We start from the raw sequence: 21,468 nt of genomic DNA on the forward strand, positions 1-21,468 counted from the left end.
GGCGTATTGCGAGAGCAATGGACCTGTGAGCGGCCGCGTTTTTGAGCGGCCGGAATTTTCGTAATGCGCCTGGACACTACAGATGACTGATTTGACAAGGCATGACACAAACACACGGCAGTTACCTGCGCAGGATAACCGCTGTTTTGAACTCACCGAGCAGGAACTGACACGGCTGCGAGAAAAGGCCCAGTTCATTCGCCTGGAAACCATTCGCCTGATCGAGATCGCTAAGGTCGGCCACTACACCTCAGTGTTTTCCGCTGCCGAGCTTTTCGCGGCACTGTATTACGACGTAATGGACCTGCGTCATGGGGAGCCGAAATGGCCGGATCGCGACCGGTTCATGATGGGCAAGGGACATGCTGCTGTAGGGCTGTTTCCGGTGTTGGTGGAGTGGGGGTTCTTTGCCAAGGAGATCCTCGATAACTACACCCGCCTGGGTAATCCCCTGGGCGACCACCCGGATATGCGCAAAGTACCAGGGGTTGATTTCTCCTCTGGCTCTATTGGTCACGCATTGTCCGGTGGCTTGGGGATGGCCTTGGCCGGAAGAATGCTGGGTAAATCCTTCAGTACGTTCGTCATGCTCGGCGACGGTGAGATGCAGGAAGGGCAGGTTTGGGAGGCAGCCCTGTCAGCTGCCCACCATAAGACTCACAACTTGATCGCGATCATCGACCGTAACGGTTACCAGCTCGATGGAAACGTCGATGATGTCATCGGTATCGAGCCTTTGGCAGACAAATGGATCGCCTTTGGCTGGGAAACCCACGTTGTGGATGGTCACGATCTGGCGGCAGTCACTACCCTGTTACGCCGAATCAAAGCTGATACCCAGCGCACTCAACCGGTTTGCATCATCGCCAATACAGTGAAGGGCAAAGGTGTTTCCTACATGGAGACCGAGCCTGGCTGGCATTTGGGTTATCTCGATCCTGCAGATGCGCAACGTGCTATCGACGAAATCAAAAGCAAGGTCATCTAAACCATGAACAACGCACCTCAGTCGGCCAACTCCTGGCAGTACCGCGAACTCAACGACCAGACACCTAGTCTTAATGCTCTGTCTGATGCTCTGATCGAACTGCTCGAACAGGGCGAGCCGGTTGTGGCGGGCACTGCTGACTTGCAGTACTCCAACGGTTTATCGAAGTTCGCGCGTCTGCATCCTGAACGCTTCGTGCAATTCGGGATTTCTGAGCAGAATATGGTCTCGGCCGCAGCCGGAATGGCTGCTGTCGGGATGAAGCCTTTTGTGGCGACATTCGCGTCATTTCTGCCGTTGCTGTGCTGCGAGCAGATTCGTATGGACGTCGCTTACTCTGCGTTGCCGGTTCGATTGATCGGGCACCACGCCGGTATCTCGCTGGGCTTCTACGGCACCTCCCACCACGCCACGGAAGACTTGGCGATTATGCGTTCGATCGCGGATATCACGATCGTCGCACCCGCCGACGGCAATCAGCTCAAGGCTGCAATCCTGGCATCGGTCAATTACCCGCAGCCGATCTATTTCCGTATTCAGCGCGGACGTGATCCGGTGGTGTATGAGGAGGTTCCGGACTTCGTCTTTGGCAAAGCCACGGTGCATCTCACAGGCGATGAGCTCACCATCATCGCCACAGGTTCGACTGTGCATCCGGCGCTTGAGGCGGCGCGCGCGCTGAATGCGGCCGGTCGTTCGGTGGGGATGATCGACATGACAACCATCAAGCCGCTCGACCGTGAGGCGGTATTGAATGCGGCTCGCAACAGCAGGGCGATTCTCACCGTCGAAGAGCACAACATCATCGGTGGACTCGGCGGCGCCGTCTGCGAGGTTATCGCTGAAGAGGGTTTGGGCGTCAAAGTAAAACGGCACGGCATCTACGACGAATACAGTCTGATCGCGCCACCGACTCACCTCTATCGACATTATCGGCTGGACGCCGCTGGCATTGAGAGCGTGGCTCTGGAAGTACTGGCCTGATGTCTGATGATGGTTAAGCGTTTACGACGTCACAGCGATGTGCGTCTTGTTTTTGGATTGTATTGATCCAGTGTGCGCATCAAGGGTGTCTGGGGACAGGCACACTTGATGCGTTTTTTTGTACGTGAAGGCAGCTCAGGGCGAGCCATACGCACCGGACCGTTAACTTATTTCGGACATAAAAAAGCTCACCTTGGGTGAGCTTCAAAACGGGGTGCAATTGAAGATGTAGTGGCGAACCGTTGTTACCACTGCACGTCGGTGGTCTCGATCCATTGGTGGATCGATTCACGCTTTGGCACCCATCCCAGCAGCACACGGGCATTCACCGCTCGCACACGGCTGTTGGAACCAATGGCGAAGCGGGCCCAATCCCCTAGCTGAGCGATGGCATCTTCGGCCGGCCAGCTTTGAGTCTTACCGGCAAAACCCAGGGCTTTGCTAATCGACGTGGCAATCTCCAGGAACGATGCTTCGCCGTTTTCCGCGAAGAACAACGAGGCCGATGGGGCCTTTTCAATCGCCAGACGATAGAGCTCTGCCAGGTCCTCGATATGCACGTTTGACCAGCGATGCAGTCCAGTGCCCATATAAGCGCCCGCGCCGTACTCACGGGACTTGGCGAAGAGTTTGGGTAGCTGATCGCTTTTGGCTGGTAGCCCCAGGGACTCGCCGTAAATCATGGTCGGGCAGAACACGATGCTACGAATGCCGTGTTCAACCCCGGCACGACGCACTAGTTGATTGATCTCGACTCGATCTTTGCGGATGTCCATCGGCGAGAACGGGGTTTCGTCAGTAAAAACGTCTGGTCGTTGGTAGGCGCCGCGGGCATCGTCCCCAACCACACTGGAGCCTGAGGTATGCAGGAGTACCTTGCCGCTCCCGCGCAACGCTTCGATAAAGGTCTGCACCGAGGCCAGGTGATCAGAGTTGGCTGCATTGATGACAGCGTCAGCGGCGCGCGCCTGTTCAGTGAGAATGTAGGCGTCATCCAGGGTCCCAAGTACAGGGGTAATACCCAGTGCCTGTAAGGCGGCGCGCTGATTCGGGTTGCGCAATAACCCACTGACTTCATGACCCGCATCCACTAGGTACTTGGCTACAGAGCCGCCGATGTAACCGGTCACGCCGGTAACAAAAATTTTCACTGAGTGTCTCCTCGTATCGTCATTGATGCCTGCGCGTTAGCTAAACGGCAGGGGCAGGTATTCCGGGTTGTGGAATCAGATCACGATACGATCCGCGCTACATGTGAGCTAGACTGTCAGTAATCAAAGTAACAGTGAACTCAATTCAATGCTGAACATAAAAGACATCAATCGCTCCGGCGAGATGGAGGTGTTTACCCGTGTTGTCGACGCCGGGACCTTTTCTGAAGCAGCAAGACGCCTGGATATGTCGCCCTCAGCGGTAAGCAAACTTATTTCGCGGCTGGAAATACGACTGGGTGCGCGCCTGCTGCATCGCTCGCCCAGGCAACTCAAGCTCACCGCCGAGGGGGAGCGCTTCAACAATGAGTGCTTACGCATACTTGAACAGATTGATATCGCGGAGCGAGATGTCGGGAATGTCGCCCGCCCCAGCGGTCTGATTCAGGTCAACGCTAACCTGCCGTTCGGGCTGCATTGCCTGCTGCCGTTGTTGCCGGACTTTATGTCGGCGTATCCGGACATCACCCTCAACGTGGAACTGACCGATACGGTTGTCGACCTTCTTGAGCGTCGTGCTGATATCGCGATTCGCACCGGTCCAATGAAAGAGTCGAATCTGGTCCAACGCCGGTTAGGTGAAAGCCGAATGATCACGGTAGCCTCTCCGAGTTATATCGATCGATTTGGGCAACCCAATTCGCTGGCTGAGTTGCAGGGGCACAACCGCCTTGGTTTTGGTTTTCATCGTCAGTCTCAGGCGTGGGTGTTTCGTGACAGCCAAGGCCAGCGCATCGAAATCGAGCCCAAGGGCAATGTCTTGCTGAGTGATGGGGAAAGCATGCGTCAATCGGCGCTTGCCGGTTTAGGCATAGCGCGCCTGGCGAACTTTCATATAGGCGCTGACATCGCGGCAGGAAAACTGGTGCCGCTATTGGAGGCGTTCAATAGCGGAGAAGCCGAAGAAATTCATGCAGTATTCATCGGGCCAGGTCGACAGTTGCCCCATCGTGTACGGGTGTTCATCGATTTTCTTGTAGAAAAAATCAGACCGCAGCTATCGCCAAGCTGATAAGACTGCAGCCTGACTGCTGTTTGTATTTTTGGAAGTTGGCGAATTGAGTCTTCAGCAATGGTTGATAATTCCAGCCTCAAACCTGGGGCATTATGGTCCGCACAACAATGAACAAGGCGGCCCCCATGGATTATCAACTGACAGGTAAAATCGCACTGATCACCGGTGGCGCTTCCGGCATCGGCAAGGCCATTGCCCAGCGTTTTTTGCTAGAAGGCGCCTACGTCGTCGTTAGCGGGCTTAGCGAAGATGAAGTTAACGCTACGCTTCATGAACTGGGGCCACGCTGTAAAGGTCTGGCAGGTGACTTGACCCATGCTGGTGTGGCGGAGCGTCTGGTTGCGCTCGCCGAAGAGTTGGGGCCGATCGACTTCCTGATTAACAACGTCGGTATTTTTGAAGTCCGGGATTTTTTTGAAACCGATGATGCTCAGTGGCTCCATTATTTCAACGTCAATGTCATGAGTGGCGTGCGCATGACGCGCTTGGTGATGCAAGACATGTTGAGCCGCGGACAGGGTTCGATTGTTTTCATCAGTAGCGAGTCAGCGGTAAAACCTCAGCCATGGATGGTTCATTACGGCGCTATGAAAACCTGCTTGCTGGGGCTGTCCCGGGCACTGGCAGAACTGACCAAGGGTACGTCCGTAAGGGTTAATTCGATCTTGCCTGGGCCAACGTCCACGGAGGCAGTCAAGCGTTATCATCAGGAAATTGGGGCGGAGAAAGGTATTACGGCAGAGCAGGTGGTTGCCGACTACTTTGACGAGACCGAACCTACGTCCTTGATCAGGCGCATGATCGAACCCGAAGAGGTGGCATGCAGCGTATTACATCTGGCTGCGTCACCGGCGCTCAATGGCATGGCCATGCGAGTGGAAGGCGGGACGATTCGTTCGATACTTTGATCGGGTCAAATATCAATCGGCAGGGTGGGGCAGTTTCCGTTTAGCGCCAACAGTCAGCTGCGACGTCAGTTCAAATTGCGTCTCTCGAGTGTCGACCCAGGATCGGCGCCGGCCAATCGTGTCCAGCAAGACTCGATATAAAGTAGGCAACTCTAACCAAGGGCCAACGAATAAATACAATTACTGACACCGGAGCGTTTTGCGATTCAATGGTGATACCCATAAAGCGCCTCACACGATCTGCACTAGCATCACGTCGGATCGCAATACTGTGAGTGGTTTAGGTTGAGTCAACCTATATCAATGTTGTTATGTTATTAAGCTTTTATAGTCATTGCTCAAGGAGTTTAGAAATTTTCTGCGAAGAGACCTGAATTCTTTTAGATGGGTTTCAAGATTCCTGGCGTTCGTGCCACCATTGTGTTGGAGAAAATCCCGGTAAAGATCTGTGCCTCTCGAAGCGTGGGTCACAACCAGAATCAAGTGGTGGGCGCTGTCGTTGAATCCATTTAGTTCCAGTATTGATTTTGCTTTGTTTATATCAGCGTAGGCATTCCATATGCGTGTTTGATAGTTGGCGATTTTCCTTTCAATGTTATTAGGGATCGCCTGGTGGCTTTCAATTTTTTTCAATTTTTCAATGACGTGTATGTAGAAAACAAAGGTGGGCTCATCAAATGCGCTGAAGTGCTCCAGCGTTTTTTCAATCTGAATTTTTCTACTTTCACACAGTCTGGCAGATGAGGCGTGGCTGGCCTCGATGGCGGTTAGCTTGGCTTTAAATGCTTTTTCTTGGCTTACAATTTTGCCATTCAATCTGATTAGCCTGATGGCGAGGTACGTGATTATAATCACTAAAAACGCAGGGGTTCTGGTTGCAATTAAGCCCTTAACCACTGAGGTGCGTGTTTTAGTGGCTCTTGTTAAGGTCTCGTCCTCTATCATGTGTTCAGCCCTCTAATAGCCTTGGTCTGTATTGCTGCGCGTATCATTCTTCTGTCGCTTATAGACGTTGCAATACATAGGTAATGACTAGATTGTGCTAATAACAAGTATAGCGGAAATCAAGAGGTATCGATTTAGAGGTATTTTGTTCATGCTGAAAAATAAACTACGGGTTGCTACTGATGACCGTCAGTAGCCAGCGGTTGTGAACGGTGGTTGCCGGTAATTCTTTGATAAGACACTGCATCTTGGAATGCAGGATGGGCTTCACGGGTGGAGACAGATTGGGTGAGAATTTTCAGTAGGATTTTTTACCGGGCATTCGTTTGATATTACTGATGAAAGAAGTCATTCCATGCCTGCGGCCACTATGCGGGCAATAGGGTGCCTGCTCATACATTTGCACGCTCACGGAGGGTTGTCTGCAAAGTGCTGGGCATCAGGTCGCATAGCGTCATAGTCCCCAGCTTCTCCTCGAAGCTCGCCTGGGTCACCTTTAACACGTCATCCATGCGGTCTTTGATATTGATGCTGACATCGCAGCCATTCTCGATCGGATAAGCATGGACGGAAAAGACGGGAGAGGCCCCACTGGCGCGATAGATGTCCAACAAACTGATTTGTTCCGGCGGCCGTGCCAGCACACAGGTGCCGGTGACGCCCCGCGTGGCGACTAGTAGGCCGGCCTTACCCAACCTGGAGATGGTCTTGCGGATGAAGGTGGGATGGGCGCGCAAGCTAACGGCCAGCTCCTTGGAGTTGGCATGCCCATTGGGGCAGTAGGCAAGCACGGTCAGGATGTGGGAGGCGATGGCAAATTGAACGTTATTGACAGACATAGGGGGGGTCTACTGTTTAACGGTATCCAATTTTACTCAAAATGGACTGGCTGTGTTGCGCCGGATCGGAAACGGTCACCCGAAGGTGGCCGTTAATAGTGCGACCTATCCTGACAGTTTAGCGGCCGGCCACTTGTGCGGGCGCACCTGTGGACGGCGCATCCCAGCCACCTCCTAGCGCCCGGATCAGAGCCACGGTGGTGACGGCACGGCTGCCACGTAGCTCCACCGCACTGCGTTCAACGGTTGTCAAGTTACGCTGCGCCTCCAGCAGGTCCAGATAACGAGTGCGGCCGGCATCGTAGAGCATCTGCGCCAGTTCGGCCGAGCGCCGCGCCGACAACACTGCCTCATCGGTCTGTTGCGCCTGTTCCGCCATGATGCGCAGTCCGGCCAAGTTGTCTTCCACCTCGGAGAACGCCACCAGTACGTGCTCACGGTAGTCAGCCACCGACTCTTCCAGCACTGCCTTGCTGCGCTTGACGTTGTTCTTGTTGCGGCCGCCGTCGATGATCGGCATCGAGGTTAACGCGCCCAAAATCCACGAGCGGCTGCTCCAGTTCAACACGTCGGCGACGGAGGTGCCCACGCCACCTGCTGCGCCATTAATGTTAAGCACCGGGAACATCGCCGCCCGCGCCACACCGATGCGAGCGTTGGACGCTTCCATCGTGTGCTGCGCAATGACGATGTCCGGACGCCGTTGCAGTAGCGTCGAGGGCAGGCCAGCCGGAATATGCGGCAGCGATGCGATGTCATTCAGCGGCTTGGCACTGGTTGCGAAATTCGACGCCGGTTTACCCAGCAGCACAGCGAGCGCGTGCTCGTTGGTCGTACGCTGTTGTTGCAGCGCAATGGCTTCAGCGCGCGAAGTCGACAGCTCGGTCTTGGCCCGCGACAGGTCGAATTCGCCGAGGTCGCCCAGATCATAGCGACGCTGAGTGATGTGCACACTTTGCTCGCGCAGACGCACCGTTTCGTTCAACGTCGCCAGTTCAGCATCCGTCTCGCGCAACCGGAAATAGGTCTGCGCGACATCGGCTTGCAGCGAGAGCAGCACCGAGCGATAAGTAGCCTCGCTGGCGGCCGCATCAGACTCTGTTGCACTGACGTTCGAGGCCACGCGGCCGAACAGGTCGACCTCGTAGCTGGCCGTCAGGTTGGCCTGATAGATCGTCTGTGGCGCCACCGGGGTGCCGGAGGGCAGCCCCTGGGTCAACGGCGAAGCCTGAATGCGCTGTGCGCCGGCGTTGATGCCGATCTGCGGGCTGCGGTCCGCTTCAGCGATGCCGGCAATGGCCCGCGCCTGTTTCAGGCGTGCGGCCGCTTCGGCCAGGTTATTGTTATTCTTCGCCGCTTCGACGATCAGCGCGGTGAGATCCGGGTCGTTGAAGGCCAGCCACCATTCGCCCCGTGGTTGCGCTTCGGCCGCTTTGGCTTGCTGCCAGCGCGTGCCGTCCGGTGCCGTCATGGTCGCCTCGGAGGTCTCTTTGAAGGCCTGCGGCACACTGACTTCTGGCTGCTTGAACGTGGGCGCCGAGCAGGCCGCCAACAACAGAGCTGCGAACAGCGCTGCACTGCTGCGTTTGAAAAGGAGAGTGGCGTTCATATTAATAAGTCTCTTCCAGAGCATAAGAAGCAACCGGCGCTGTAGCGGCCTTGTTGCCGCCCAGGTACTTGGCCAACGTGCGCATCAGCACATAAAACACCGGCGTCAGGAACAGGCCGAAGAAGGTCACGCCGAGCATGCCACCGAACACGGCCACGCCCATCGCATGACGCATTTCCGAACCCGGACCGTGGGAGAACACCAGCGGCAGTACGCCCATGATGAAAGCGATGGAAGTCATCAGGATGGGGCGCAGACGCAGGCGACACGACTCCAGCGCGGCCTGCACGGTGGTGCGGCCATGGTGTTCAAGTTCACGAGCGAATTCGACGATCAGGATCGCGTTCTTTGACGCCAACCCCACCAGTACGAACAGCGCGATTTGGGTGAAGACGTTGTTATCGCCACCGGTCAGTTTCACACCCAGCAGTGCACACAGAATCGACAATGGCACGATCAGGATGACCGCCAGCGGCAGTGTCCAGCTTTCGTATTGAGCTGCGAGGACCAGGAACACCAGCAGCACGCACAGGGGGAACACGTAGAACATGGTGTTGCCGGCGAGGATGTCCTGGTAAGCCAGGTCGGTGAACTCATAGGTGACGCCCTTCGGCAGTACATCTTTGGCAATGCGTTCAATCGCCGCCTGCGCCTGGCCCGACGAGTAGCCTGGGGCTGGACCGCCGTTCAGGTCGGCTGACACGTAAGCGTTATAGCGTTGGACGCGTTCAGGGCCATAGGTGTTGGATGCGCGCATCAGCGACGACAACGGAATCATGTCGCCTTTGGTGCTGCGCACCTTCAACTTATTGAGATCTTCTACATGCGAACGGAACTGCTCGTCAGCCTGCACGCGCACCTGATAGGTACGGCCGAATCGGTTAAAGTCGTTGACGTAGACCGAACCCAAGTTGACTTGCAGCGTCTGGTAGATCGTTTGCAGAGGCACACCCAACTGCTTGGCCTTGTCGCGGTCGATGTCGGCGTATACCTGTGGCACATTGATCTGGTAACCGGAGAACACACCGGCCAATTCTGGCGCCTTGCGGGCCCGGGCCTGAAGTTCCTGCGTTGCCTTGTTCAGTGCGTCGTAACCCACGTTTCCGCGGTCTTCGATCATCAGCTTGAAGCCGCCCAGTGTACCCAGGCCATCTACGGGTGCGGGTGGCACAACAAGGATGAACGAATCCTCAATCGAGCCCATGCGTTTGTTCAGTTCAACCGCGAGGGCGCTGGCGCCCAATTCTTTGGAGGTGCGCTGGTCGAAGTCTTTTAGGTCGCTGAACTGGATACCCGCGCTGGACGAGGCAGTAAAGTCGTTAACAGACAGGCCAGGGAATTGCACTGCGTGGAGTACGCCTGGGGTCTCAGTGGCGATTTTACCCATACGCTGGATAATGGCATCAGTGCGATCCAGAGAAGCGGCATTGGGCAGTTGAGCGATGCCAATCAGGTAGCCCTTGTCTTGCAGCGGTACAAAACCTGCGGGTACAAGTTTGAACATCAGACCAGCGCAGGCGGCCAACATCACATAGAGGGCGATTGAGCTGGTCTTGCGTTTCAGCGTGCCTTTGACGCCGCGTTCATAGCGTTCGGAAGTGCGGCCGAAGAATCGGTTGAACACAGTGAAGAAGCGCCCGAACAGCTTGTCCATGACTTTGGTCAGCGCATCCTTTGGTGCATCGTGTGAGCGGAGCAGGGTCGCCGAAAGCGCGGGTGCCAGTGTCAGCGAGCTGAACGCCGAGATCACCGTCGAGATGGCGATCGTCAACGCAAACTGCTTGTAGAACTCACCGGACAGACCTGGCACAAACGCGATCGGTACGAATACGGCGCACAAGACCAGAGCAATGGCGATGATTGGACCGCTCACTTCCTTCATGGCTTGAATCGTTGCGTTGCGCGGCGACAGACCACTGGCGATATTGCGCTCAACGTTTTCGACCACCACGATGGCGTCATCGACGACGATACCGATTGCCAGTACCAGCCCGAACAGCGACAGCGTGTTGATCGAGAAGCCAAAGCCAAGCATCACGGCGAACGTACCGACTACCGAGACCGGCACAGCGAGCAGGGGAATAACCGAAGCACGCCAGGTTTGCAGGAACACAATCACCACCAGTACCACCAGCGCGATGGCTTCAAGCAGGGTGTGAATCACGGCGATGATCGATTGCTGCACGAAGCGGGTAGTGTCGTAGACGATGTTGTATTCCATGCCCGGTGGGAAGTCAGCCTTCAACTGCTCCATGCGATCACGGACATCGTTGGACATCTGCAATGCGTTGGCGTTAGGCGCTTCGAAGATAACCAGGGCGACAGCTTGCTGATTATCAAGGCGGGCGCGCAGGTTATAAGCGTTGGCACCCAGTTCGATGCGAGCGACATCTCGCAAGCGGGTCAGCGCGCCATCAGCACCGGTACGGACGATGATGTTGCCGAACTCTTCAGGCGTTTGCAGACGGCCCTGGGTTTTTACCGAAAGCTGGAAATCACTGCCTTTGGAGGGCGATTGACCGATGGCGCCGCCGGCCACTTGCACGTTCTGCTCGCGGATGGCGTCAGTGACGTCGGTGGTGGTCATGTCGCGAGCGGCGATCTTGATCGGGTCGAGCCAGATCCGCATGGCGTAATCGCCGGAACCGTTCAACTGCACCTGGCCGATCCCGCCGAGGCGGCTGAGCTGATCTTTGATGTTGATCGTGGCGTAGTTGCGCAGGTATTGGTCATCGTAACGGCCATCGGGCGAGGTCAAGTGCACCACCATTGTCAGGCTCGGCGACGATTTGATGGTCGTTACCCCGATCTGCCGTACTTCTTCAGGCAGGTGCGGCAGGGCCCGTTGGACGCGGTTCTCCACGTCCGTTTCGGCTTGCGAAACCTTGGTACCGATCTTGAACGTCACGGTCAGCAGCAGGTTGCCGTCGGCCGTTGACTGCGACGACATGTACAACATGTTGTCGACGCCGTTGACTTCCTGCTCCAGCGGCGTGGCCACGGTTTCAGCGATGACCTTGGCGTCGGCACCCGGATATTGGGCGCGGATCTGTACGGCTGGCGGCACCACATCGGGATACTCGGCCACCGGCAGAGTGAACAGCGCGATGAGACCGGCAACGAAAATAATGATCGACAAGACCGCCGCGAAGATCGGTTTATCGATGAAGAACTTTGAAAATTTCATGGTCGATTATCCCTTCGCCTTGGCATCAGGTTTTGCGCCCGGGGTGGCCTCGACGACAGGTTCGTCAGGATTGAAATCCATGGAGACCATGTGCGGTGCCAGCGGCGCGCCAGGTTGCACACGCGGCAGGCCATTGACGACGATCTTCTCGCCAGCCTTCAGGCCACTGCGTACCACGCGCAAACCGTCAATCGTCGATCCGAGGGTGACTTGGCGATACTCGGCCTTGCCCAGGGCATCGACAACGAAGACGAACTTGCGGTCCTGGTCGGTGCTGACGGCGCGTTCGTTGATTAACAATGCTTGGGTCGCGTTGCCGCCTTCAGTGCCACCCTGTAACTGCACACGGGCAAACAGACCGGGTACCAGGGTTTTGTCGGCGTTGGTAAAAATAGCGCGCATGCGCACGCCGCCGGTCTGCGGGTCGAGTTGGTTGTCGACGAACTCAAGCTTGCCGTCGTGGGGGAAACCCGTCTCGTTGGCCAGGCCGACCTTGACGGCTACGTCTTTGCCGTTGTGACGAGCTGCACCGACGCGCAGGTAAGTGTCCTCGTCGCCGTCAAAGCTGGCGTAGATCTTGTCGTCGGAGACGACACGGGTCAGCACCGCGCTGGTGTCGACCAGGTTGCCCAAGGTGATGTCTGCCTTGGCCACACGGCCATTGATTGGCGATGTGACGCGGGTGTAGCTCAGATTGAGCTTGGCGTTGTCGTATTGCGCTTCGGCGGCGCGAGCGTTCGCATCAAGCTCCCTGAAACCGGAGACGTTTTCGTCCAGTTCGCGTTGGGCAATGGCTTTTTCACCGAATAGTTTCACCGCTCGGGCCAGTTCGATCTTGGCCAGTTCGGCCTTGGCGCGTGCGGCAGCCGCGGTGGCCTCGGTGCGATTAACTTCAGCTTGGTATGGACGCGCGTCGATCACGAAGAGCACGTCGTCTTTCTTGACGATGGCGCCCGGATTGATGTTGACGCTGGTGATGAAGCCGCCGACGCGGGCACGAATGTCGACGCGCTCGATGGCTTCCATACGACCGGAAAACTCTTGAGTTTCGACGACCGCTTTCTCAACCACCGTCGCTGCGGAGACCACTGCTCCGGAGGCGGCCGCTGCGGAGGCAGCCTGGCCTTGGGCGTTGTCGCAACCGGCCAGGTTCACTGTCAAAAGGCCTGCAATCGCCATTGCTACCGCACCGGCAATTGGGCGGGTATGAGCCTTTAGGTAATGGACAGTTTTCATATGTTCTCTTCGGTAAGTGTTGGATTGATCGGTTAGAAGAAAGCTGGACTACGCGCTCTGATACCAAGCGGCCCAAGGAAACCGGCGGTTGCAGGCCGGAAATGTCAGCTTCTTAGGTTGCGCTAATGTGTCTTCTAACATTACAGTCATCATGCTTAAACTGCAATTTCAAAAATTGCAATTACGCTCATCAGTGAAAATAATGATCGAGGAAGGTGTGGTCGAATGGCGGGGAAAGATCGAAGTCAAAACCGATTCCCTGTAGGAGTCGGCTTGAACTGCGATCTGTGCGAAGCGACAGTAAACCCAGACTACGCGGTGCGTCATTTAGTCCCGGCACGACTGCTGCGCAACCGATCGCGAGCACGCTTGCTCCAAGGATCGCGTTTGCAGCGCGACAGCGCGACAGCGCGGCGTCAAGACGACGGGCGATCTGCTACAAAAATCGAGTACACCGAGGATTGGAGTGGTTGGGAAAAGGGGGATGTTGTGCCGTCGTTCTAGCGCTGAACCGCCGCTGGACAGGTAGGTGAATAATGTCGGGTGACTGCGAGGAAGACCATCTGGCCCCTCGGTGCGAGGGGCCAGATGGTCACAGTGCTGCCAAAAACTGGTCAACGCTCAAGTCGGCGTGGCCAATGAGCGGGAAGGAGTAGGTGAGGGCGGCCATGTGTTCTCCTCGGTTGAATTCGGCTGTGGCGTCATGAATGAAGGTCACGTGGTAACCCTCTTCAAACGCGTGACGTGCTGAGCTTTCAACACATTTGTGCGACGTTAATCCACAGAACGCCAATTTCTTGAGGCCACGTGCTTTCAGCTTCTCCTGGAGATCGGTACCACGAAACGAGTTCCACATTCGATGCTGGCTGCATACGATGTCGCCTGGTTGAGGGCGTAGTGGCTCAAAAAACTCAGCACCCCACGTACCTTTCCAGAAGTACTGCTGAGCATGAGTATTCTTGTGAAGATAGGAGTGCAGGTAGGGGACGTCATCGAAGCTGTGTTCGTCTACGCCGTGAGGCGCATAAACGATCTGCAGGCCGGCCGAGCGAGCCCCTGCGACCAGTCGCAGGAGATTCGGCAGAAAATTGACCCGTTCCAGTTCAGGTTTGATCCCATCGTGAAGTTTGCCACCTTCAGCCAGGAAGTCATTTAGCGGGTCGATGACCACAAGCGCCGAAATATCCCGCGGATAGGCATTGTCAGTGTCAGTCATTTCACTTTCCTTTTCGCCGAAAAAGATGAGTCAAAGGGTAGGGCGGCGAGACCGTGTAGGCAACGTCAAAACGTCCATGCGAAATGACAAAACGTCTTTATATTCAGGCTGGCGCATGCCGGTCGTGCAGGGCCGCCTGGCGGCGGCTGTGCACGATTCAGCACCTTGAACTTAGCTCAGCAGGTCGCGGTGTTGCTCGATGAACTGCGCCGGGGTCATCAGAGGCCCGCCGATAATTTCTGCACCTGTGGTGTCCAGGCCTTCCAGCAGTTTTTCCTGCTGATCGATTTTCACTGCAGTAAAGTGGGCGGCATACGATGGGTCGCCGTCCCAGCCCAGGATCTTCACGAACTCATCCGGAGAGACTTGCTCAAAGCGAACTTCCTTGCCCAGGGTGCTGCTGAGTACGCCTGCCAGTTCTGCATGGCTGTATTCGATAGGCCCGTGGATAGGGTATGCCTTGTTCGCGTGAGCTTCTGGGTTCTCTAGGACGCCTACGACGATTTTGGCAATATCGCTGGCAGCGATAGGCGCAAAGCGGCTGTCAGCGTCAAACGGCGTCAAGTAACGACCCTCGCGAATCAGCGCCGCGGTGTAAAGCATCCACTGGGCAAAGAAGGTTACGCGCAGATGGGTAGTCGGTACGCCAGACCAGTTGAATATTTGTTCGGTCATCCAGTGATTCAGGGTCGCCTGACTGCGTGCATTGGGGCGTGATTGCTTGTGCGACATGTTGACGACGATCTTGACGTTCTCTTCTTTGGCCGCTTGTGCAAAGAGTGCCGCAGCTTCGACCAGGCCGTTAGTCAATGGGTAGACAAAGTAGGCACCGTCGACACCTTTCATCGCTGGGCGCAGCTCTTTCAGTTTCAGCAAGTCGCCAACGAAAATGGTGGCACCCAGATCCTTGAGTTTTTGCGAGCGCTCATCTTCACGGTGGACGAACGCATTAACGCGGTAGCCTTTTTCCAGCAGGTATTGAACGGCAGGAGCACCAGTGGCGCCGGTAGCACCCGAGACTAGAAAAGTTTTCATCAGTTTCTCCTGAAGCGTTAAGACACAAGGTTGGGAGGAGTGAGTAACAGAGCTTATGCATGATGATCGTAATGTTATTGTGCGATCAAGCAGTACGGTCGTCATGTTTCATTCTTCAAGCATGATATTCATACTGGTTGGTGTCAACCCCCTTCCATCATCCGTCAAACTGCAACGATTCTTCCATGATCATCATAGCGTCGTGGTCGGCCTAAATCACAAGCCCTCAAATAAAGACGATTTGTCGCTTCTGCTGGATTTTTTGACATTGCCTGCCTTCCATCTGAGTCCTACCCTCAGGTTCAAGTCGCACCAGCGCCTACCCCCTCGGTTACGCAACAAGGCTGCTGCTCAGTCCGGTTGAACAGGTCACTCATGCTGATTTGAGATAAATCTTAGCCTGATTTGACGGCTACCGGACGTTCCATGAAGAGGCGATATTTGAGTCATCGGCGACGAAGCACTTACCCGCTTCCCCGAACTGATCGGCGGCATCTGGTGATCCGCCATGTTCAACCTCAATCTTCAGGGTCTTATCTCATGTCCAAAAAAGTTTTGATCACAGGTGCTACTGGCGACACAGGTCGTGCCGCTGTTCGTGAATCCATTGCTCTGGGCCTCGACGTCCGCGCCATGGTCCGCAAGCTGGATGCTCGTTCGGATGCGTTGAAAGCACTGGGCGCAGAAATCGTTGTTGGTGACCTGCTGCAAATCAATACCCTGCGTGACGCCATGCAAGGTGTGGACGCTGCCTACTTTGTTTGGCCCGTGCAGCCCGGCCTGATCAACGCCACAGTGAACTTTGCCCAAGCAGCGAAAGAGACCGGCCTCAAGGCTGTCCTCAACCTCTCGCAGCGTTCGGCCAACCGTGAGTCCAGCAGCGACTCTTGCCGCGACACCTTCATTGCCGAAGAAATTCTGAACTGGTCCGGCGTGCCGGTGATTCACTTGCGTCCTACCTACTTCTTGGAATGGCTGCTCTATCCATGGCAGCTGCCGTTCCTGCAAAACGGCGTCCTGCGTATGCCGGTTGGCAAGGGCCGTCACTCGCCAATTGCTGCTGATGACCAGGGTCGCGCCATCGCTGCACTGCTGAAGAGCCCAGAAGGCCACATCGGTACCACCATCCCGTTGTCGGGTCCGGTTGAGATGGACCACGAACAAATGGCCGCTGAACTCTCTGAAGCATTGGGTCGCACCATCGTGTTCCAGGACCTGCCAATCGAAGAGTACACCCAGTCGATCGCCGAAATGGGCGTCCCTGAGTACATCGTTCAGCATTTAGGCGGCGCGATGTTGGACTACCACAACGGCCGCATGGCGGGTGCTGACAACAACGTCGAAAAGCTCACAGGTCGTCGTTCGATGACGGTTGGCGAGTTCGCCCGTCTGCACGCTGACAAGCTTAACGGCAAGTGAGATTGACGTTACCGACTCGCGAAGCGCGAGTCGGTAGCCACTGCTTATTCAACCTCAACGAATGCTGGGAAACTCAATATGAAAATCGCTAACGCTGTTGCCCTCGTTACTGGCGCTAACCGCGGCATCGGCCGTACCTTTGTCGAAGAACTGCTCAAGCGTGGCGTAGACAAGATCTACGTGGCTGCTCGCGATACCGCTTCGCTGGCCGACCTGCTCAAGCTTGGGGATAGCCGTCTGGTGCCGCTGCCATTGGACGTGACGGATGCCGACCAAGTTGCTGCTGCGGCCAGTGTTGCCGGTGACGTTACGCTGCTGATCAACAACGCCGGGTATGCCGCCTTCGACGGCGCCATTTCAGCTCCAAACATGGACGATGCACGCGCCGAGATGGAGGTGAATTACTTCGGTCCTCTGGCACTGACTCGCGCATTCGCTCCTGTCCTGGCAAAGACGGGCGGTGCCGTAGTTAACATGCTGTCGATGTTGTCGCTGATCAGCCTGCCAATGGCCGCGACTTACTCGGCGTCCAAAGCCGCCGGTTTGTCGCTTACCCGCAGCATCCGTGCCGAACTGGGCGAGCAGGGCACCCAAGTGGTTGGCGTTCTCGCGGTACAAGCTGATACCGCCATGGGCGCCAAGATGCCAGAGCCACGCCTCAGCCCGGTTGAGGTGGTCACCGACGCACTGGATGCGATCGAAGCGGGTACCAACGACGAAGTCGTTGCAGGCGCCCAGTCACGTGGCATTCACCAGGCCTTCACCGCCGACCCACAGAAAGTGCAGGGGATGATGCTGACCAAATTGCCCAAGCGCGCTTAACCAGCCTGAGCAACACCCTGGCCCTCCATTCAAGTTCTGAGTGGGGGGCTTCTTTCATCGTGAAGGACAAAGGGCTCACAGCATTCTGTAGTAAACAGTGTGTTGCTGTTCCATCAGACCTTGACGGAGGTTGATCGTGTATCCGCCATTCTCAACCGGGTCACCGAGGAGATGTTTTACATCATGGCCGGGGAAGGGGGAGATTCACGTTGGCAACGAGCGCTTTGCTATTCGTGCAGGGGATGTGCGAGTAGTGCTTAGTCTTGGCCTTGGCTGCTCAAGCGGAATGACTGCCTTGCAGAGACCAACAGATTTGCCAGGCGCGTCACGTCTGCATCGGTCGTGCGCCAGGACGACAGGCTGAGCCGAAATACCGGAGTTCCATTCCAGGCAGACATGCCGAACCAGGCTTCCCCGGAGTCGTGGGCTGTTGCTTGAATCGCTCTGGTTTCGTCGTCAGTCAGACCTTTGACCATGACCTGATTCAGCACTACCCGATTCAGCACGTCGAAACCGGCCTCTCGCAGTGCGTTGGCCAAATACGTTGCCTGGGCACAATGCCGATCGATCATCTGGGCGACACCTTGACGACCAAGGGTGCGCAGCGCGGCCCAGACCGGCACGCCCCGCGCCCGGCGTGAGAACTCTAGCGTCAGGTTTTTTTGTGCGGAGGATGTGCCGGTTGCGTACACCGCATCACTGTTCATGGCGGCAGCGAGCATCGCGGGGTCTTTGCAGATCGCCATCGCGCAATCGTAGGGCGTGTTCAGCCATTTGTGGCCGTCAACCGTCCAGCTGTCGGCTTGCTCAACGCCGTCTGTGTGATGGCGCAGCGTCGGTGAGGTGCGCGCCCACAGGCCGAACGCGCCATCGATATGAACCCAGGCTCCAGCGTTGCGAGCTTTGGCAATAATGCTGCTGAATGGGTCGAACTCACCGGTGTTCACCTCTCCGGCCTGTAAGCAGACGATTGTTTTATCGTCGAGTGCAGGCAGTCGATCGGGGTCTATTCTGCCGTGCTCATCAACAGGAGCCATCAGCAGCCTGGAGGCGCCGAATCCCAGAATTCTCAGCGCTTTGAGGATGGTCACATGGACTTTTTCGGAAACCACGACGCGGATCTCCGGGGCGCCGAACAGGCCATTTTCCGCGGAATCCCAACCCGCTTTGAGCAGCATGGCGTGCCGCGCCGCCGCCAGACAGGTCAGGCTACACGCCGTGGCGGAAGTACCGAAGCCGACTGCACTTTGTCGCGGCAGATCGAGGATGTCGAGCATCCACTTTGCCGCGATGTCTTCTACGGCGGCGCATGCTGGCGACGTAAGTGGTAGTGCCGCGCCGTTGTCCCAGGCGAGCATTAGCCGTTCGGCAGCGGCGGCAACGGGGAGCGCCGCGCCGACCACAAAACCGAAGTAGCGCGGACCGTTGGTGCTGACCGTTGCAGCCGACCCGACCTCGTCAAGCAGCGCCAGGGTTTCATGTGCCGGCTTGCCCGCTTCGGGCAATGGCTCATCGAAGGCTACGAGAGAGTCGAGCGCTGCCTTGTCTGGAAATACCCGGCGTTCATTCACGCCTTCCAGGTATGCCAGCGCACGCCTGTCCGCATTTTGCACCAACTCGGATTCACTGTTTTCCACGGGGTCTTACCTCATCAGTAGGTGTTGGTAGCGACTATAACTTCCTCAAATGCCGACCTTTAACGCCCATCGATTATTTTGATGTGTTAGACGTTAGTCAGCATGGTCACACGCGTCAAAGCCAATATTTACGGCGGCCTGGTATCGATTTCAAGGCGCGGGATGCCTAGGTGAGTATAGCGTAAATGGTTTGCTCAAGCATGATGATCATCATTGATGGAGATAGCGATCTTCGATACACTCAATTCGTACTCGCGCGAGACTTTCCGCAAGATAGGCTTGCTTTCAACGCCCCATGGCTGCTGGAAATTTCATGCAGGCGCTGAAGTCGACATCCAGATTGGATGACTGAAATGCTTTTGAATCTGGGTGGTCTTTGCGATGAATGTGAATGAAAAAATCTTGATGCGGGTCAATCTCAACCTGCTGGTGGTTTTCATGGTGGTGTTCCGCGAGCTGAATGTATCCCGTGCAGCGGAGCAATTGAGTATTGGCCAGCCAGCGGTCAGTGGCTCCCTGGCTCGTTTACGTGAGCGGTTTGATGATCAGCTGTTCATCCGATCGGGTAGAGGGGTCAGGCCAACGAAGAGGGCGGTCGAAATCGCCGATGCCCTGTTGCCGGCAATGAACGCCATCGGCGTGGTTGTCGACGGATTTACCGCCATTTGATCGAACGCCTAAGAGGGAGTCTTAGACGCTTCAGCGGAGGATGCGAGGCGTATATCCCGTTCTTTGCTCGGAGTTCGACCTCTTGCTTGTTTGAACGCACGGGTGAATGAGTACTCGGATTGGTAGCCGACCTTTTCCGCGATTTCACGGATGCTCATGGCGGTCTGGCTCAGCAACTGCGCAGCAATCCCCAGGCGCCAGCGGGTCAGATAAGAATGAGGTGTTTCACCGACGGACTCGCGGAACTGCTTGGCAAACAATGACCGCGATAATCCGGCTTCATGGGCCAGGGTATCAAGCGTCCAGTTGCCGGCAGGGTGTTGATGGATGCAGGACAAGGCTCTGGCAATGTGCAAGCTTTGCATTGCCGCAAACCAAGTACCCGCTTCTGCCGTTTCGGTTTCTGACCATTGCCTCAGAACATAGATGAACAAGGCGGAAAGCAGGTTGCGGATGATCATTTTGCTGCCCATTTTACTGCTTTCTACTTCGGTGCGCAGTTGCTTCAGGAGTTCTGCAATAGGTGTGGAGACACTGCTGGAGTTAGCTTTGAGGTGCAGGGCAGGGGGCAGCGATCGTATGGCGGGCATGACCATGTAGCGGTCAATCCCGAACGATCCACACATGACGATTGTCGCGTCGGGGTCTCGGTTATAAAGGGTTTGGCTGTTCTTTACGAATTGCCCGAGGGACACCACTTTGCCACCTTCGGAATTTCTAAGTTTATGAGGTGCACCTTGAGGCAATACAACAACGTCACCCGGCTCCAGTTTTATCTCGGGTTGCCCCTCAAGAGAGAAGTAAGCGGTGCCCTCCGCGAGAAAATGAAAGTAGGAGCCGTCTCGCTGCTCCATGTAGACACCCCAATCTCCCTTGACCCGAGACTGCGCGATGATGATGCCTTCAGCGGCAAGGTAGTTAAGCCAGTGGTCGGCGTTGTTCATAAGCATCCCAAATAAAGACGATTTGTCATTTCTCACGGATCTTTTGACATTGCCTGTCCTTCACCAGCGTCCTAACCTCAACTACAAGCCTCAGCTTCAAACCTGATGATCAGCCTGTTAAATGGGGTTGTCCAAATTGTAGAAGGCATAGGCAATACCGTCCAAGGGGAGGGAAGCCGCTGGTCTATTGTGCGAGCCGTTCATTGGCGCAAACGATCCGAAACTTGTCACTTTCGACAATGGGTACAAGGGCTGATGCCTCCCATAATCCAGCTCGTACTCTCTCGGTGAATGTTCACCTTTGGCTGCATAACCGCAATTGGACTTTTTAAATATGAGAATTGAAAAAGGCTTTTCTTCAAAAAAACCTGGCAGGTTGCTGCACCTGTTAGCGTTAACAACGACCGCGTTGTTGGCCGTTGCCTCGTCTGGTTTTGCATCCGCGGCTCAGGCGCTTCCGAAGGTCCCAACAACCAAGATTATTGCGATCGGATCGCTGACACCCAAGGCTACCCCTGAGGCGGTAGGTGCTGTTCTGCCTGAGGAAGTGCGAGAAACGGTCAAACTTCACCTCGCCGGAAAAATCGAGCAGTGGAACGCGCGGACTGACAAGAGCGGCGTCGTGTTCATACTCAACGTGACCGATGTAGCTGAGGCCCGCGATATGTTTGCCAAGATGCCTTTGGACAAAGCCGGTCTGATGACATTTGAGTTCATTCCTGTAGGCCCCTTGGCACCATTGTCGCTTTTGCTGGATCAACCCGCCCCCTGACTCCAGCTAATGGCTTGAACGAACGGTATCAA

General features: G+C 55.9%; 18 protein-coding genes. 8 read left to right on the forward strand and 10 right to left on the reverse strand.

The features are described from left to right. Nucleotides 1-82: 82 nt before the first annotated feature. Nucleotides 83-988, forward strand: a complete 906-nt coding sequence (locus tag ACF0H7_RS12800) for a transketolase (protein WP_397453118.1) — start codon at nucleotides 83-85, stop codon at nucleotides 986-988. Between the two features lie 3 nt (nucleotides 989-991). Continuing rightward, nucleotides 992-1,972, forward strand: coding sequence for a transketolase family protein (locus ACF0H7_RS12805; protein WP_397453119.1), 981 nt, complete (start codon nucleotides 992-994; stop codon nucleotides 1,970-1,972). 245 nt (nucleotides 1,973-2,217) lie between these two features. On the opposite strand, the gene ACF0H7_RS12810 is transcribed toward ACF0H7_RS12805, so the two are convergent. Then, on the reverse strand, nucleotides 2,218-3,123 hold the full coding sequence (locus ACF0H7_RS12810) for an NAD-dependent epimerase/dehydratase family protein (RefSeq protein ID WP_397453120.1): 906 nt from the start codon (nucleotides 3,121-3,123) through the stop codon (nucleotides 2,218-2,220). A gap of 148 nt (nucleotides 3,124-3,271) precedes the next feature. Here ACF0H7_RS12810 and ACF0H7_RS12815 point away from each other — a divergent pair, with 148 nt between their 5' ends. Beyond that, entirely contained in the window at nucleotides 3,272-4,195 is a 924-nt protein-coding gene (locus tag ACF0H7_RS12815; RefSeq protein ID WP_397453121.1) for a LysR family transcriptional regulator, read from the forward strand. Nucleotides 4,196-4,323: 128 nt separating this feature from the next. Beyond that, nucleotides 4,324-5,106 carry an SDR family NAD(P)-dependent oxidoreductase gene (locus ACF0H7_RS12820; protein ID WP_397453122.1) on the forward strand — a complete coding sequence of 261 codons (783 nt, stop codon included), beginning with the start codon at nucleotides 4,324-4,326 and terminating at the stop codon, nucleotides 5,104-5,106. 309 nt (nucleotides 5,107-5,415) lie between these two features. Here ACF0H7_RS12820 and ACF0H7_RS12825 read toward each other — a convergent pair whose 3' ends face one another. From ACF0H7_RS12825 to ACF0H7_RS12855, 7 genes are all read right to left on the reverse strand, one after another. Continuing rightward, nucleotides 5,416-6,051 (reverse strand): hypothetical protein, encoded by a 636-nt coding sequence (locus ACF0H7_RS12825; protein WP_397453123.1) that lies wholly within the window; start codon nucleotides 6,049-6,051, stop codon nucleotides 5,416-5,418. A 392-nt stretch (nucleotides 6,052-6,443) separates the two neighbouring features. Next, the gene (locus ACF0H7_RS12830) at nucleotides 6,444-6,890 is read right to left on the reverse strand and encodes an Rrf2 family transcriptional regulator (protein ID WP_397453124.1); all 447 of its coding nucleotides are present in this window, start codon (nucleotides 6,888-6,890) and stop codon (nucleotides 6,444-6,446) included. 118 nt (nucleotides 6,891-7,008) lie between these two features. Further along, nucleotides 7,009-8,499, reverse strand: a complete 1,491-nt coding sequence (locus ACF0H7_RS12835) for an efflux transporter outer membrane subunit (RefSeq protein ID WP_397453125.1) — start codon at nucleotides 8,497-8,499, stop codon at nucleotides 7,009-7,011. Between the two features lies 1 nt (nucleotide 8,500). Continuing rightward, nucleotides 8,501-11,686, reverse strand: coding sequence for an efflux RND transporter permease subunit (locus ACF0H7_RS12840; protein WP_397453126.1), 3,186 nt, complete (start codon nucleotides 11,684-11,686; stop codon nucleotides 8,501-8,503). 6 nt (nucleotides 11,687-11,692) lie between these two features. Beyond that, nucleotides 11,693-12,922: an efflux RND transporter periplasmic adaptor subunit gene (locus tag ACF0H7_RS12845; protein WP_397453127.1), complete on the reverse strand. Its 1,230-nt coding sequence runs from the start codon at nucleotides 12,920-12,922 to the stop codon at nucleotides 11,693-11,695. A 592-nt stretch (nucleotides 12,923-13,514) separates the two neighbouring features. Next, nucleotides 13,515-14,138: an isochorismatase family cysteine hydrolase gene (locus tag ACF0H7_RS12850; protein WP_397453128.1), complete on the reverse strand. Its 624-nt coding sequence runs from the start codon at nucleotides 14,136-14,138 to the stop codon at nucleotides 13,515-13,517. Between the two features lie 171 nt (nucleotides 14,139-14,309). After that, nucleotides 14,310-15,173 carry an NmrA family NAD(P)-binding protein gene (locus ACF0H7_RS12855; protein ID WP_397453129.1) on the reverse strand — a complete coding sequence of 288 codons (864 nt, stop codon included), beginning with the start codon at nucleotides 15,171-15,173 and terminating at the stop codon, nucleotides 14,310-14,312. Nucleotides 15,174-15,713: 540 nt separating this feature from the next. On the opposite strand from ACF0H7_RS12855, the gene ACF0H7_RS12860 reads away from it, so the two are divergent. After that, nucleotides 15,714-16,592 carry an NmrA family NAD(P)-binding protein gene (locus ACF0H7_RS12860; protein ID WP_397453130.1) on the forward strand — a complete coding sequence of 293 codons (879 nt, stop codon included), beginning with the start codon at nucleotides 15,714-15,716 and terminating at the stop codon, nucleotides 16,590-16,592. 78 nt (nucleotides 16,593-16,670) lie between these two features. Beyond that, nucleotides 16,671-17,414 (forward strand): SDR family NAD(P)-dependent oxidoreductase, encoded by a 744-nt coding sequence (locus tag ACF0H7_RS12865; RefSeq protein WP_397453131.1) that lies wholly within the window; start codon nucleotides 16,671-16,673, stop codon nucleotides 17,412-17,414. A 257-nt stretch (nucleotides 17,415-17,671) separates the two neighbouring features. On the opposite strand, the gene ACF0H7_RS12870 is transcribed toward ACF0H7_RS12865, so the two are convergent. Next, on the reverse strand, nucleotides 17,672-19,051 hold the full coding sequence (locus tag ACF0H7_RS12870) for a pyridoxal phosphate-dependent decarboxylase family protein (protein ID WP_397453132.1): 1,380 nt from the start codon (nucleotides 19,049-19,051) through the stop codon (nucleotides 17,672-17,674). Between the two features lie 405 nt (nucleotides 19,052-19,456). On the opposite strand from ACF0H7_RS12870, the gene ACF0H7_RS12875 reads away from it, so the two are divergent. Continuing rightward, nucleotides 19,457-19,720, forward strand: coding sequence for a LysR family transcriptional regulator (locus ACF0H7_RS12875; protein WP_397453133.1), 264 nt, complete (start codon nucleotides 19,457-19,459; stop codon nucleotides 19,718-19,720). An 8-nt stretch (nucleotides 19,721-19,728) separates the two neighbouring features. Here the strand turns inward: ACF0H7_RS12875 and ACF0H7_RS12880 are convergent, their stop codons facing one another. Continuing rightward, nucleotides 19,729-20,664 carry an AraC family transcriptional regulator gene (locus ACF0H7_RS12880; RefSeq protein WP_397453134.1) on the reverse strand — a complete coding sequence of 312 codons (936 nt, stop codon included), beginning with the start codon at nucleotides 20,662-20,664 and terminating at the stop codon, nucleotides 19,729-19,731. Nucleotides 20,665-20,998: 334 nt separating this feature from the next. Here ACF0H7_RS12880 and ACF0H7_RS12885 point away from each other — a divergent pair, with 334 nt between their 5' ends. Further along, nucleotides 20,999-21,436, forward strand: coding sequence for a hypothetical protein (locus tag ACF0H7_RS12885; protein ID WP_397453135.1), 438 nt, complete (start codon nucleotides 20,999-21,001; stop codon nucleotides 21,434-21,436). Nucleotides 21,437-21,468 lie beyond the last annotated feature (32 nt).

This window comes from Pseudomonas sp. NA-150, assembly GCF_044336365.1.
Classification (GTDB): Bacteria; Pseudomonadota; Gammaproteobacteria; order Pseudomonadales; family Pseudomonadaceae; genus Aquipseudomonas.

What these genes read in the sequence shown, in the direction of transcription:
- ACF0H7_RS12825 (WP_397453123.1), bottom strand. Translation starts at nt 6,051, where the DNA reads ATGATAGAGGACGAGACCTTAACAAGAGCCACTAAAACACGCACCTCA.
- ACF0H7_RS12840 (WP_397453126.1), bottom strand. Translation starts at nt 11,686, where the DNA reads ATGAAATTTTCAAAGTTCTTCATCGATAAACCGATCTTCGCGGCGGTC.
- ACF0H7_RS12845 (WP_397453127.1), bottom strand. Translation starts at nt 12,922, where the DNA reads ATGAAAACTGTCCATTACCTAAAGGCTCATACCCGCCCAATTGCCGGT.
- ACF0H7_RS12855 (WP_397453129.1), bottom strand. Translation starts at nt 15,173, where the DNA reads ATGAAAACTTTTCTAGTCTCGGGTGCTACCGGCGCCACTGGTGCTCCT.
- ACF0H7_RS12820 (WP_397453122.1), top strand. Translation starts at nt 4,324, where the DNA reads ATGGATTATCAACTGACAGGTAAAATCGCACTGATCACCGGTGGCGCT.
- ACF0H7_RS12875 (WP_397453133.1), top strand. Translation starts at nt 19,457, where the DNA reads ATGCGGGTCAATCTCAACCTGCTGGTGGTTTTCATGGTGGTGTTCCGC.
- ACF0H7_RS12800 (WP_397453118.1), top strand. Translation starts at nt 83, where the DNA reads ATGACTGATTTGACAAGGCATGACACAAACACACGGCAGTTACCTGCG.
- ACF0H7_RS12835 (WP_397453125.1), bottom strand. Translation starts at nt 8,499, where the DNA reads ATGAACGCCACTCTCCTTTTCAAACGCAGCAGTGCAGCGCTGTTCGCA.
- ACF0H7_RS12865 (WP_397453131.1), top strand. Translation starts at nt 16,671, where the DNA reads ATGAAAATCGCTAACGCTGTTGCCCTCGTTACTGGCGCTAACCGCGGC.
- ACF0H7_RS12805 (WP_397453119.1), top strand. Translation starts at nt 992, where the DNA reads ATGAACAACGCACCTCAGTCGGCCAACTCCTGGCAGTACCGCGAACTC.
- ACF0H7_RS12815 (WP_397453121.1), top strand. Translation starts at nt 3,272, where the DNA reads ATGCTGAACATAAAAGACATCAATCGCTCCGGCGAGATGGAGGTGTTT.
- ACF0H7_RS12850 (WP_397453128.1), bottom strand. Translation starts at nt 14,138, where the DNA reads ATGACTGACACTGACAATGCCTATCCGCGGGATATTTCGGCGCTTGTG.
- ACF0H7_RS12860 (WP_397453130.1), top strand. Translation starts at nt 15,714, where the DNA reads ATGTCCAAAAAAGTTTTGATCACAGGTGCTACTGGCGACACAGGTCGT.
- ACF0H7_RS12885 (WP_397453135.1), top strand. Translation starts at nt 20,999, where the DNA reads ATGAGAATTGAAAAAGGCTTTTCTTCAAAAAAACCTGGCAGGTTGCTG.
- ACF0H7_RS12880 (WP_397453134.1), bottom strand. Translation starts at nt 20,664, where the DNA reads ATGAACAACGCCGACCACTGGCTTAACTACCTTGCCGCTGAAGGCATC.
- ACF0H7_RS12830 (WP_397453124.1), bottom strand. Translation starts at nt 6,890, where the DNA reads ATGTCTGTCAATAACGTTCAATTTGCCATCGCCTCCCACATCCTGACC.